Annotated in this window: 11 protein-coding genes; 1 reads left to right on the top strand and 10 read right to left on the bottom strand. The window is 68.5% G+C overall.

The window, feature by feature from the left end; genetic code table 11:
* The first annotated feature begins 81 nt into the window (after nt 1–81).
* A complete protein-coding gene (locus tag QX108_RS15020) occupies nt 82–786 on the top strand; it encodes a hydratase (protein WP_315799549.1) in 705 nt (234 codons plus the stop codon).
* A 421-nt stretch (nt 787–1,207) separates the two neighbouring features.
* Here QX108_RS15020 and QX108_RS15025 read toward each other — a convergent pair whose 3' ends face one another.
* From QX108_RS15025 to hutI, 10 genes are all read right to left on the bottom strand, one after another.
* Nucleotides 1,208–1,351: a hypothetical protein gene (locus tag QX108_RS15025; protein ID WP_315725261.1), complete on the bottom strand. Its 144-nt coding sequence runs from the start codon at nt 1,349–1,351 to the stop codon at nt 1,208–1,210.
* A gap of 51 nt (nt 1,352–1,402) precedes the next feature.
* Nucleotides 1,403–2,443: a phytoene/squalene synthase family protein gene (locus QX108_RS15030; RefSeq protein ID WP_315799550.1), complete on the bottom strand. Its 1,041-nt coding sequence runs from the start codon at nt 2,441–2,443 to the stop codon at nt 1,403–1,405.
* Complete coding sequence (locus QX108_RS15035; protein ID WP_315799551.1) at nt 2,440–3,978, bottom strand: phytoene desaturase; 1,539 nt, start codon at nt 3,976–3,978, stop codon at nt 2,440–2,442. Before QX108_RS15035 ends, QX108_RS15030 begins: the two co-directional genes overlap by 4 nt.
* A gap of 51 nt (nt 3,979–4,029) precedes the next feature.
* Nucleotides 4,030–4,935, bottom strand: a complete 906-nt coding sequence (bchO, locus tag QX108_RS15040) for an alpha/beta fold hydrolase BchO (protein ID WP_315726666.1) — start codon at nt 4,933–4,935, stop codon at nt 4,030–4,032.
* Nucleotides 4,936–4,983: 48 nt separating this feature from the next.
* Nucleotides 4,984–5,949 (bottom strand): alpha/beta fold hydrolase, encoded by a 966-nt coding sequence (locus QX108_RS15045; protein ID WP_315799552.1) that lies wholly within the window; start codon nt 5,947–5,949, stop codon nt 4,984–4,986.
* Between the two features lie 139 nt (nt 5,950–6,088).
* Complete coding sequence (locus tag QX108_RS15050) at nt 6,089–7,828, bottom strand: magnesium chelatase subunit D (protein WP_315799553.1); 1,740 nt, start codon at nt 7,826–7,828, stop codon at nt 6,089–6,091.
* A complete protein-coding gene (bchI, locus tag QX108_RS15055; RefSeq protein ID WP_315799554.1) occupies nt 7,825–8,871 on the bottom strand; it encodes a magnesium chelatase ATPase subunit I in 1,047 nt (348 codons plus the stop codon). The genes QX108_RS15050 and bchI overlap by 4 nt, the downstream gene beginning before the upstream one ends.
* 82 nt (nt 8,872–8,953) lie before the next feature.
* Nucleotides 8,954–10,624, bottom strand: coding sequence for a urocanate hydratase (gene hutU / locus QX108_RS15060; protein WP_315799555.1), 1,671 nt, complete (start codon nt 10,622–10,624; stop codon nt 8,954–8,956).
* A gap of 9 nt (nt 10,625–10,633) precedes the next feature.
* The gene (gene hutH / locus QX108_RS15065) at nt 10,634–12,181 is read right to left on the bottom strand and encodes a histidine ammonia-lyase (RefSeq protein WP_315725245.1); all 1,548 of its coding nucleotides are present in this window, start codon (nt 12,179–12,181) and stop codon (nt 10,634–10,636) included.
* Nucleotides 12,178–13,392 carry an imidazolonepropionase gene (gene hutI / locus QX108_RS15070; protein WP_315799556.1) on the bottom strand — a complete coding sequence of 405 codons (1,215 nt, stop codon included), beginning with the start codon at nt 13,390–13,392 and terminating at the stop codon, nt 12,178–12,180. Before hutI ends, hutH begins: the two co-directional genes overlap by 4 nt.
* Between the last annotated feature and the right edge of the window lie 57 nt (nt 13,393–13,449).

Genomic DNA, 13,449 nt, shown 5'->3' on the forward strand with positions numbered 1-13,449 from the left:
AGACGGCGCGGACCCGCCGATCCCGAAAATCATTGCGCGCTCAACGTCGCGCTGTATGGCGCGCGCGCGCGCCGCTGGGCCATGACCGAGCGTGGACGCGGCGCGATCGCCCGCGACGAGCAGCATCTTGCCGTGGGGCCGAGCAGCTTGGCCTGGACCGGTCGCGAGCTCACGATCGACGTCGACGAGGTCACCGTGCCCTGGCCGCTGCCGCTGCGCGGCAAGGTGAGGGTGGTGCCGACCGAGCTGAACGAGATCGCGTTCAGGCTCGATGCCGAAGGACGCCATCGCTGGCAGCCGATCGCGCCGTGCTGCCGCGTGTCGGTCGACTTCGATCATCCCGACCTGCACTGGCGCGGCGACGGCTATTTCGACATCAACCATGGCGATGCGCCGCTGGAGCGCGACTTCCGGAGCTGGCAATGGTCGCGCGCCGCGACGCGCACCGGCACCGTGGTCTCCTACGACACCGTCGCGCGCGCCGGCATGGACAAGACGATCGCGCTGCACGTCGATCCCGACGGCAAGCTGGAGCGGATCGCCCCACTCGTCGAATCACCGTTGCGCAAGACGCTGTGGCGCGTCGACCGCAGCGCCCGGGCCGACGCTGATACATCCGTGCGCGTCGTGAGCACACTGGAGGACGCTCCCTTCTATGCCCGCAGCCACCTCGCCGCGCGCATCCGTGGCGAGGACGCCGCCGTCATGCACGAGAGCCTGTCGCTCGACCGGTTCCAGATGCCGATCGTGCAGGCCATGCTGCCGTTCCGGATGCCGCGGTGGTGAGGGATCGATAGGCGCAACGTTAGCCATAGTCGCAGGCGAACGCGCGGATTTGCAGCGGCCGCGCGACAGCATACGGTGTCGTCCCGGACAAGCCACGACGCGCGCGAGCGCGGCGGCGCGCCGATCCGGCACCCACGCCGCGGCGGACATGACGGGCAAAATGCCAATCGCCTGTCTGCCTCAAACCGCTCCCTGGGGGTATGGGTCCCGGCTCAAGGCCGGGACGACAGCGGTGTTTGTCGATGCGTTTGCGATCCAATCGACAATTCCGAACGCGCTGCCGTAGGGTGGGCAAAGGCGCGAACGCGGCGGGACGCCGCGGGCCCACCATCCGCATCCCGCACGCGGGGCGGTGGGCACGGCGAGCACGGTCATCTTTGCTCGTCGCGACGACGTAGGCGCGCCTTTGGCCGCCCTACTGCTACCGCTCCTCCTCCGCGCGCTCCCGGGCCTCACGCTCGGCGCGCCGGCGGTCGAGGCGGCGGCCTTGCCATTCGAGCACGAGCCAGCCGAGCACGCACATCGCAACGACGACGAATTCGAGCAGGCCGCCCATCTCGCTCATGGCGTCTCACTCATCACGTCTCACTCGTGACGTCTCGCTCATCGCGCTTCGCTACGACGCCCGTCCCGAGCGCGACAGCTGGTCGCGTCGCTCCAGCCGCTCGAACAGATCGATCACCCACAGCGCGCGGTCCTGCAGCGTACGGCGCGGCCGAGCGATCGCATGCGGGCGCTGTGCATCCGCAGCGATCACGGCTTCGATCAGGATGCGCGCCTCGGGCCGCAGCGGCGCCAACGATGGCTGCACCGGAGCGAGCGACACCACCGCGGCCTTGCCGAGCAGCTGCAGCTTGCGCGGCATCGAGACGAAGGCGCGCTGCGACAGCGAATCGAACTCTGCCCGCGCGACCTCGCGCCCGATTTCGGCATAGATCAGCCGCGCAGCGTTGATGCCCGGACGGCAGGTCGGGGGCAGATCGGCGATGCCGGCCGCGGCGCGTGCGTAGAACACGTCGGCCATTGCGAGCAGCCGCGCGGTGACGCGGCCGACGCGGTCGTCGAAATAGGGCGCGGCCAGCCAGGTGTCGACGTCGAGTCCCGCCTCGCGCAGCCATTGCCGCGGCAGATAGAGCCGGCCGGCACGCGCGTCCTCGCCGACGTCGCGGGCAATGTTGGTGAGCTGCATGGCGATGCCGAGATCGCAGGCGCGCCCGATGGTCTCCGGAGCGCGCCGGTGCATCAACAGCGACATCATCACGCCGACGGTGCCGGCGACGCGCACGGCATAGGCGAGCACGTCGCTCAGCGTCTCGTAGCGGCGGCCCTGGGCGTCCCAGGCAAGGCCTTCGAGCAGCGCATCCGGCAGCGCGCGTGGAATCGCGAACTGCGCGACCACGCCGGCGAGGGCGCGATCGACGGGACGATCCTCGGGCCGATCGGCGTAGATCCGGTCGAGCCGCTCATGCAGCACCTCGATGGCGTCGACGCGGCGACCGGGACCATCGATCGCGTCATCTGCCTCGCGGCAGAACGCATAGAGCGCAATGGCGGGATCGCCGACCGCCCGCGGCAGAACCTTCGAGGCGGCGAAGAACGTCTTCGATCCGCCCCGCAACAGCCGACGACAGATCGCGATGTCCTCGTCCCGGCTCATCGGCGCTCCAGCTCATGCGGCGCGGGCACGAGCTCATCGAGCACGCGCGCTGACGACAACACGCCCGGCAGTCCGGCTCCGGGATGCGTTCCGGCCCCGACCAGATACAGCCGGTCGACCTCTTCGCTCTTATTGTGCGGCCTGAACCAAGCGCTCTGCATCAGCACCGGCTCGAGCCCGAACGCCGCGCCGCGATAGGAGGACAGGCGATGCTCGAAATCGTCCGGCGTCAGCAGCCGCGACGTGGCGATCTGCCTCACGAGATCCGGCAACAGCGATTCGCTCAGCGCCCGCTCGATCCGCCTGCGGAACGGCTCGGCGGTGGCTGCCCAGTCGATGCCGCTCTGCTGATGCGGCACCGGCGACAGCACGTAGAACGCATCGCAACCCTCGGGCGCCAGCGACGGATCGGTCGCGGTCGGCCGGTGCAGGTACAGGCTGAAATCATCCGCCAGCACCTTGCGGCGGAAGATGTCGTCGAGCAGCCCGCGATAGCGCGGGCCGAGCAGGATGGTGTGATGCTCGACGTCGTCGTAGCGGCGCTTCGTGCCGAAGTACCAGACGAACAGGCTCATCGAGTAGCGCGCGCGATCGATGCGGGCATCTGTCCAGCGCCGGCGCGGCACGGATGGCAGCAGGTGCTTGTAGGTCCAGGCGGCGCAGCCATTGGACACGACGACGTCGGCGGCGACGGTCTCGCCGGAGGCCAGACGCACGCCGGTGGCAACGCCATTCTTCGTGGTGATCTCGGCGACGGGCGCCGAGCAGCGCACCTGGCCGCCCTGCCCTTCGATCAAGCTGACGAGACCGGTGACCAGTGCGCCGGTGCCGCCCATCGCAAAATGCACGCCCCAGCGGCGCTCGAGATAGGCGATCAGGCAATAGATCGACGTGGTCGTGAACGGATTGCCGCCGATCAGCAGCGGATGGAAGCTCAGGACGACGCGCAGCCGCTCGTCGCGCACATGCTGCGAGACGAGACCATAGACCGAGCGAAAGCTCTGCAGCTTGATCATCGCCGGCGCGATCTTCGCCATGTCGAGCAGCGACAGGAACGGCACATCGCCAAGCTCCTCGAAGCCCTTTCTGAAGATCGCCTCGCTCGCCTTCATGAAGCGCTCGTAGCCGTCGACATCGCCGGGTGAAATTCGCGCGACTTCGGCGCGCATCGCCACCGGATCCGCCGAGCAGTCGAACGCGGTGCCGTCGTCGAACCGGATCCGATAGAACGGCGAGATCGGCTTGAGCGTGACGTCGTCGGACATCTTCCGCCCGCACAGCTGCCACAGCTCCTCGAACAGGAACGGTGCCGTGACGATGGTCGGGCCGGCGTCGAAGGTGAAGCCGTCCTGGCGATGCACATAGGCGCGGCCGCCGGGCGCATCGAGCTGCTCGAACACGGTGACGCGATAGCCGCGCGCGCCGAGCCGGACCGCCGCGGCGAGGCCGCCGAAGCCGGAGCCGATCACGACCGCATGCGGCCGGTCTCCGAGCGCAGCCGGAATAGCGGCCTTGATGGTGGAGACGTCGAGCATGGCGAAAAGCGTAAATTGAAATTGACGCTTTCGCCAGTCAAAAATGTCAACCTAGTTTGACATTTCCTGCTGCACTGCAAGGACGCCGAGCCGCTCGGCGGCCGCGACGATCAGCTCCGCGATCCGCGCCGGCTGCTCCTCGTGAGCCAAATGGCCAAGCCCATCAAGCAGTTCGAGCTGTGCCTGCGGCACCAATTGGCGCACGCGCCGGGCGACGTCGGGGGTGATGGCGTGGTCGTGGGTCGCGGCGATGAGCAGCAGCGCGGTGCTCAGTCGCGGCAGGTCGCGCACCAGAGGGTTGAGGTCCCAATTTGCCATCATCTCCAGCGCGGCACCGACATGACCGGGACTGCCGACGAGGCGGCGATACAGCCGCTCGCCATTGGCATCGAGCGTCGATCCCGTCGCCTTGAGCAGCCGATGCACCGCTGCCGGATCGCGGCCGCGCCAGGCGAACAGCCGTGGCACCAGCGGATTCAGCGCCATCATCTTGGCGAGCGGCGACAGGAACTGCGCTGCAACGCCGCCGAACGGCAGATAGGCGCCATTGAGGCTGACGATCAGTTTCGGCGCGATCAAGCCGTCGAGCGTCATCCGCGTGAGGATCGCCGCGCCCGCGGAATGGCCGATGGCGATCGCGGGCGTGATCGCGAGCTGCTCGCACAGCGTGGCGAGATCACGCGACATGCCCGGGAGCGACAGCCGCTGCCAATTCGGCGTGGAGGTGAAGCCGTGGCCGGAGAGATCCGGCGCCACGACCGTGACATGCCTGGCGAGCAGCGGCGCGAGATCGCGCCAGGAATGGGTTGCTGCTCCCGTGCCATGGGCCAGTAGCGCGACCGGCCCCTCGCCCATGACCTGGACGTGCCAGCGGATCCCGCCGGCGTCGACGAAACGGCTCGCCTCGCGATTGGGCCAGGTGCGCCCGTCGATGCTCCAGCTCGGCTTGTCGCTCATGCCGACGACGACCATTGCAGGCGGCGCCTCAGCCCGCGCCGGAGCGGCTCACGCGCCGGCGGCGCGCGCCAGGAAATCATCGTAGCCTGCGATGACTTTATCAAGCTGCTCGAAATGCGGCATCGCCCCGGTCTGCATGACGTCGATCCGCCAGTTCGGCAGCCCTTTGACGGCGTGCTTGCCCTGGTAATCGACGAAATCGCCACGGACGCCGTGCACCATCCAGACCGGCATCGCCAGCGCCTGGTAGAGCTTTAGGGCATTGGTGCTGAACAGGTAGCCGGAGACGAAGGAATACGGTGCGTTCTCGGCGCCCGGCTGATGCGTGGTGATATAGTCATACTCCAGCAGCCCCTCGTCGATGTCCTTGCGGCCAAAGGTCTTCTGCAGGAAGAAGCGGATGCTGGCACGCGAGGTCAGCAGGGTGAAGAAGCCGTGCTTCCACAGGGGCACGTTGAGGATGTTGCGCACCCACGGCATGGCGCGGGTCGAGTCCCTGTTGCCGGTCGTCTTCGCTGCGGCCTCGGCGCGGCGGTCGAAGCCGGTCGGGCTGAGCAGCGCCAAGGTGCGAAACAGGTTCGGCGCCTCGGTGCCGGCACGCGCCGCGAACTCGCAGCCGAGCGACAGCGCGATCGCATCGATTGCGACATCGCCATGACGGCGACGAACCTCGTCGGCAGCGAGCAGGACCGCATCGGTCATGATGCGCGGCGTGTAGATGCGGTCGGCGCGGTCCGACAGCCCGAAGCCGGGCAGATCGAGCGCATAGACCGGACGGACGTTGCGATAATGCTCGAACAGCGGCTTCATCTCATAGGCCGTCGCCGCCGCGTTGACGCTGTGAATGAGCAGCAGCGGGCGCGCGGTGGACGCGGCTGGACCATCGCCATAGCAGGTGATGCGGCCGGTGCGGGCGTCGGCAAGCTCGAAGCGCGGCGCCGTCAGGGGCGGCGGCATCGTCACGGCGCGCGCGACGGCCGCGTGATCACTCTGTGTGGTCGAGGCCACCTGCATGGCGTGCTCCTGTGTGACGATTGGATGTCGAAAGGCGCGGCCGTCTGCTGGCATCCGGCGGGGATCGAGCATAGCGATGACCGGCGCTCTTGTCAGTCGCCGTTGGGAACGCCGCTTGACGCCAGGGGTTCCCCCCTCGCTAGCCGCGGCCCGCTTCAGCCATCACGGCCCGCGACAACCGTGTCGCATCGGCGTGAGGCAGTGCGATGTAGCGGGCCTGCATGGCGCCTGCGAGCTGCGAAGCCTTGTCCTGGGGCCGTGGCGAGGAATCGACCAGCACGACGGGAATGCCCGTCAGCGCGAGCTGCTTCGCTGCCACCAGCGCCTCCGCCTCGGCCTCGCTGCGGCCGCCGCCGTTGCGCGCAACATTGGCGCGGCCGTCGGTCATCAGCACGATCGTCGGCGCCTGCCCCTTGGCTTTCACCGCGAGCGCAAGCTCGGTCGCAGCGAAGATCGCGGCCGACAGCGGCGTGCCGCCGCCGCCGGGCAAGCCCGCAAGGCTGCGCTTGGCGCGGGTCAACGAGCGCGTCGGCGGCAGCAGCAGCTCCGCGCCTTTGCCGCGGAACGCGATCAGCGCCACCTCATCGCGACGGACATAGCACTCGGCGAGCAGCAGCTCGACGGCGCCCTTCACCTCGGCGAGCCGCTGCAGCGCCGAGGAGCCGGAGGCATCGACGACGAAGATCGTGGTGGTGCCCGAGCGTTGCTTGAAGCGGGTGATGCGAATGTCGTCCTTGTGCACGATCAGCCGGCTGCTCTTGCCGGCGGATTGTGTCCGCCGCCGCAACGGCTGCCACGGCGCCGCCGCGCGCAACGTCTCGAGCACGTTGAGCCGCGCGCCCGCCCGCCACTCGCCACGGCGCGAGCCGATCGGGCGGCCACGCTGCGGCGCCTTCTGCGCGGAGCCCTGCCGGCCTGCGCTGCTCGCCCGCGTCCGCGCCGCGCGCTCGTCCTGCAAGCGCTTCAACAGATCGGCAGGAATAGCGGCCTGTGCCGCCTCGAGCACACGGTCTTCGAGCGGGCCGTCGTTGCTGTGATCCTCCTCGCTCTCAGGCTGATCGTCCCGCGGCTCCGGCGCGTCGTTGCTGCCAGCGTCATCCTCCGTCGCCGGCAGCCGCGTGGCGCGCGGCGCCAGCACCAGCCGCGCAGCGCAGGCGATGTGGGACTCGGCGACATCAGTCCCGCCATCAAGGGCCGCCGCGATGCGCGCCACGCGACACGCCAGCAGCGGCGCCCGTAGCGAGTCGATGCCGAGCACGACGGCCGTCGTCGTCAGCGCAGCGATCGCGTCGTCGGACAGACGAACCTGCGGCAGCAATTCGCGTGCGGCCGCGATGTCCGTCGATTTGAACAGGCTCTCGCCGAGATCGGCGCGCGCGACCGCGCCGAAGTCGAGATGACAGGCAAGACGATCGGCGAGCGCCGGCGACACGCATTCGTCATCGATGCCCTCGTCGAGCGCGATCAGGCCGAACCGCGCCGGCGCGCGCAACGAGAGGCCGTCCCGCTCGATACTGATCGAGCCAGTGTCGAGCGCGGCGGTGAGATGAGCAATCGTCGACGGCGCGATGCGCTCGGCCATCACCGCGATCAATATGCCGCCATCGGCCTCGGCAAGCAGCCCGCGCTGCATCACGGGGCGTCCCGCCTGCAGGGTCGCGGCCAGATCGAGGCCACCGAGCAGGCGATCGTCGGAGATCGACGGCGGCAGCTTGCGAACGGCCGTCGTGCTCGGCGTCAGTTCGCGCAACAGATCGAGCCATTGCTCGCGCACCGGGCCGGCGCCTGCACGCAACAGCAAAGACGCAGCCCCCGGATCGATCGCAACCAGCGCGGCCGCGATCATCGCATCGGCCCAGATCGCGGCGCCGTCGCTCACGATGCAAACAGCTCGTTGAGCGCGCGTTCGACCCGCACCGACGAGCCGGAATCGTCGAGCGGATTGCGCCTGAGACGGTGTCGCAGCGCCATCGGCGCGACCGTCTTGAGATGGCCGTCATCTACCGCCTTGGCGCCGTCGAGCGCCGCTGCCGCGCGCGCCGCGCGCATCAAGGTGAGCTCGCCGCGCAGGCCGTCGGTGCCGAGCGACATGCACAGACGCGCCGCCTGCTCCAGCTCGCGATCGGAGACTTTCACTGAGCCGATGTGCGCGCGGCCCGCCAGGATGCGCTTGCGCTGCTTCGCCTCCTCTTTTTCCCACTGCGCGACGAAAGCAACAGGATCCGTCTCGAACGCATCGCGGCGCTTGATAACCTCGATGCGCGTCGGCAGATCGCTGGGAGTCTTGACCTCGACCGAGAGCCCGAACCGATCCAGCAGCTGCGGCCGCAGCTCGCCCTCCTCCGGATTGCCGGTGCCGACCAGCACCACGCGCGCGGGATGGCGGATGCTGAGACCGTCGCGCTCGACGACGTTCTCGCCGGACGCCGCGACGTCGAGCAGGAGATCGACGAGGTGATCCTCCAGCAGGTTGACCTCGTCGATGTAGAGAAAGCCTCTGTTGGCGCGCGCGAGCAGCCCGGGCTCGAACGACTTCTCGCCATGGGCCAGCGCGCGCTCGAGATCGAGCGCGCCGACGACGCGATCCTCGGTGGCGCCAAGCGGAAGGTCGATCACCGGCACCGGCACCTCGTGCGCCTTCAACGCGGCCGGCTTCTTGCCCTTGCCGCCCGGCTTGGAGCGCACGCGGCAGTCGGCGCATTGCGCGGCGGCATCGGCGGGATCGCATTGATAGGGACAGCCGACCACCGCGCTCATCGGCGGCAGCAGCGCGGCGAGCGCGCGCACCGCGGTGGACTTGCCGGCGCCGCGATCACCGAAGGCCAGCACGCCGCCGACCTTTGGATCGACGGCGGCGATCATCAGCGCCAGCTTCATCTCGTCCTGGCCGACAATGGCCGAGAACGGAAAGGCGATTCCCATGAGCGTCCCCTGCATCGCGGCGTCTCGGCCACGTTGGCGGCATGAGACCACAATCAGGGGCCGCTCTTCAACCCATCAGCGGTTAACGCGCGAGGCTCGGCAGGTCGAGGCCGTTGGCCTCGGCGCAGGCGATGGCGTCGTCGTAGCCGGCGTCGGCGTGGCGCATCACGCCGGTCGCGGGATCATTCCACAGCACGCGCTCCAGCCGCCGCGCCGCGTCATCCGTGCCGTCGGCGACGATCACCATGCCCGCATGCTGCGAATAGCCGATGCCGACGCCGCCGCCATGATGCAGCGACACCCAGGTCGCGCCGCTGGCGCAATTGAGCAGCGCGTTCAAGAGCGGCCAGTCCGACACAGCATCCGAGCCGTCCTTCATCGCCTCGGTCTCGCGATTCGGGCTCGCGACCGAGCCGGAATCGAGATGATCGCGGCCGATCACGATCGGCGCCTTCAATTCACCGCGAGCCACCATCTCGTTGAAGGCGAGCCCGAGGCGATGGCGGTCGCCGAGCCCGACCCAGCAGATCCGCGCCGGCAGCCCCTGGAACTTGATACGCTGCCTCGCCATGTCGAGCCAATTGTGGAGATGCTTGTTGTCGGGCAGCAGCTCCTTCACCTTGGCGTCGGTCTTGTAGATGTCATCGGGATCGCCCGACAAAGCCGCCCAGCGGAACGGACCGATGCCGCGGCAGAACAGCGGGCGAATGTACGCCGGCACAAAGCCGGGAAAATCGAACGCATTGGCGAGGCCCATGTCCTGCGCCATCTGGCGGATGTTGTTGCCGTAGTCGAGCGTCGGAATGCCCATGGCGTGGAAATCCAGCATCGCCTGGACGTGGCTGACCATCGAGGTCTTGGAGGCCTGCTCCACGGCCTTCGGATCGGACGCGCGCTTGGCTTCCCATTCGGCCAGCGTCCATCCTTTCGGCAGATAGCCGTTGATCGGATCATGCGCGCTGGTCTGGTCGGTGACGATGTCCGGACGCACGCCGCGCCGCACGAGCTCGGGGAAGATCTCCGCGGCATTGCCGAGCAGGCCGACCGACACCGCCTTCTTGGTCTTGGCGGCCTCTTCCATCAGCGCCAGCGCCTCATCGAGCGAGCCGGCCTGGCGATCAAGATAGCCGGTGCGCAGCCGCATCTCAATGCGGCTCGGCTGGCATTCGACGGCGAGCATCGAGGCGCCGGCCATGGTCGCGGCCAGCGGCTGCGCGCCGCCCATGCCGCCGAGGCCTGCGGTGAGAATCCATTTGCCGGCGAGATCGCCATTGTAGTGGCGGCGACCGACCTCCACAAAAGTCTCGTAGGTGCCCTGCACGATGCCCTGGCTGCCGATGTAGATCCAGGAGCCGGCCGTCATCTGGCCGTACATCATCAGGCCCATTTTATCGAGCGCGTTGAAATGATCGAGCGTCGCCCAATGCGGCACGATATTGGAGTTCGCTATCAGGACGCGCGGCGCATCCGGGTGCGTGCGGAAGATGCCGACCGGCTTGCCCGACTGCACCACCAAGGTCTGATCCGCCTCGAGCTTGCGCAACGACGCGACGATGCGGTCAAAACTGTCCCAGTCGCGCGCCGCGCGGCCGATGCCGCCATAGACGATCAACTCGCTCGGCTTCTCCGCGACGTCGGGATCGAGATTGTTCATCAGCATGCGCAAGGGCGCTTCCGTGAGCCAGCTCTTGGCGCTGATGTCGCTGCCATGGGGGGCGCGGATCACCCGTTCATTGTCGAGACGTCGGTTCATGGGTCCCTCTCATCGAAGCCTAGGAAACGGGTCGCGCCCGAGTGCATCGGCGGCAGCGCGGGCCAAGGCGCCGGCAGCGACGAGCGCGGCGGCCTTGGCGAGATCGTCGGCCATGTAGCGGTCACTCGCCAGCGCCGGAACGTGCAGGCGCAAGGCACCGATCACGGCCGAGAGCGCGGCGCTGGTGCCGTGCGGCACGCGCAGCTCGATGCCCTGCGCGGCAACCAGCAGCTCGATGCCGATGATATGCGCGAGATTGTCAGCCATGTCGTGCAGCCGCCGCGCCGCATGCGCGGCCATCGAGACGTGGTCTTCCTGATTGGCGCTGGTCGGCGTGGAGTCGATCGAGCATGGCAGCGCGCGCTGCTTGTTCTCGGCGAACAGCGCCGCGGCCGTGACCTCGGCAATCATGAAGCCGGAGTTCAGGCCGGGCTCCGGGGTGAGGAACGGCGGCAGACCGAAATTCAGCGCGGGATCGACCAGCGTCGCGATGCGACGCTCGCTGATCGCACCAAGTTCGGACAGCGCCAGCGCGATCTGATCGGCGGCGAAGGCCACCGGCTCGGCGTGGAAATTGCCGCCGGAGATGATCTCGCCGGTCTCGACCAGCACCAGCGGATTGTCGGTGACGGCATTGGCTTCGGTGACGAGCGTGCGCGCCGCCTGGCTCAGCAGATCGAGCGCGGCGCCCGCGACCTGCGGCTGGCAGCGCAGGCAATACGGATCCTGCACGCGCTCGTCGCCTTCGAGATGCGACAGGCGGATGGCGCTGCCGTCGAGCAGCTCGGTGAGCACGCGGCCGGCCTCGATCTGCCCCGGATGCCCGCGCAGCGCCTGGATCTCCGGCCGGAACGGCGCCGTCGAGGCCATCGCGGCGTCGACCGACAGCGCGCCGGTCACCAGCGCGGCGTTGAGCAGATCATGCGCGCGTAACAGGCCGGCGAGTGCGTAGGCCGTCGAGAACTGCGTGCCGTTGATGAGCGCCAGGCCTTCCTTCGGCCCGAGCGTGACCGGGCTGAGACCCGCGCGCGCCAGCGCCTCACGGCCCGGCGCCAGCCGGCCATCGACAAAGGCCTGCCCCTCTCCAATCATCACCGCGGTCATATGCGCGAGCGGCGCGAGGTCGCCGGACGCGCCAACCGAGCCCTGCTGCGGCACGAACGGACAGACGCCGTGCGCCAGCATCGCCTGCAACTGCGCGATGATCTCTCGCCGCACGCCGGAGGCACCGCGGCCGAGCGAGATGATCTTCAGCGCGATCATCAGGCGGACGACCGGCTCCGGCGTCGCGGGACCGACTCCGCAGCAATGCGAGAGAATCAGGTTGCGCTGCAGCTGCGCCGTCTGGTCCGGCGGGATGCGCTTGGACGCCAGCTTGCCGAAGCCGGTGTTGATGCCATAGACCGGCTCGGCGCCCTGCGCCGCCTTGGCCACGATTGCCGCAGCGGCTTCGACGCGCGGCCAATACGCCGGATCGAGCGTGAGCGATGCGCCGGTGTAGACGCGCGCGAGATCATCGAAGCTGACGCGGCCCGGCTCGGCGATGATCGTGCTCATTGCCCTCTCCACACACGCTGACGCAGCGGATTGAAGCCCATGCGATAGACCAGCTCCGCCGGACGGCCAATGTCCCAGATCGCGAGATCGCACCATTTGCCGGCTTCGAGCGTGCCGGTCTCGGCCAACAAGCCCAAGGCGCGCGCGCCTTCGCGCGTGACGCCGGCGATGCATTCATCGACGGTCATCCGGAACAAGGTCGCGGCCATGTTCATCGTGAGAAGCAGCGAGGTCAGCGGCGATGAACCGGGATTGCAGTCCGTCGCCAGCGCGAGCTTGACGCCGTGTCTGCGGAACAGCTCGACCGGCGGCTTCTGCGTCTCGCGGATGAAGTAGTACGCGCCGGGCAGCAGGACGGCGACCGTGCCGCTCCGTGCCATCGCGGCAGCGCCAGCATCGTCGGTGTGTTCGAGATGATCGGCCGACAGCGCGCCGAACTCAGCCGCGAGCGCCGCACCGCCGAGGTTGGAGAGCTGGTCGGCATGCAGCTTGACCCTCAGCCCCAACGCCTTGGCTGCAGCAAATACACGCGAGGTCTGCTCCGCTGAGAAGGCAATGTTTTCCATGAACGCGTCGACCGCATCCGCGAGACCTGATTCCGCGACCGCCGGCAGCATCTCGTTGCAGACGAGATCGATGTAGCGGTCCTTGTCGCCGCCCGCCTCCACCGGCAGCGCGTGAGCGCCGAGGAAGCTGGTGCGCACGCCGACCTGTCGCTTGCTGCCGAGCGCGCGGGCGGCGGACAATTGCCGCAGCTCCGTCGCGGTTTCCAGGCCATAGCCGGACTTGATCTCGATTGTGGTGACGCCTTCCGCGAGCAGCGCATCGAGCCGCGGCAGCGCGCTGGCGATCAGGTCCTGTTCGCTGGCGGCACGCGTGGCCGCCACGGTGGACACGATGCCGCCGCCGGCGCGCGCGATTTCCTCGTAGCTCGCACCAGCCAGGCGCAGCTCGAACTCATGAGCGCGGTCGCCGCCATAGACGAGATGGGTGTGACAATCGACGAGGCCCGGCGTGATCCAGCGTCCCCCGCAATCGATGCGCTCCGGCGCATCGGCATCCGCAGGGAAATCGTACTGCGGTCCGGCAAAGGCGATGCGCCCGCCCCGCGCCGCGACCACGCCCTGCTCGACCACGCCGAGGCCCGGCTGCCCTTCGCGCAAGGTTGCGAGCCGCGCATTGTGCCAGATCCGGTCGAAACGCTGGGCCATGCTGCCTCCCACCTTCACGAAAGCTTGACGGGCGATATGTCTATACATAAACTCGCT

The organism is Bradyrhizobium sp. SZCCHNR1002 (genome assembly GCF_032381435.1).
Classification (GTDB): domain Bacteria; phylum Pseudomonadota; class Alphaproteobacteria; order Rhizobiales; family Xanthobacteraceae; genus Bradyrhizobium; species Bradyrhizobium aeschynomenes.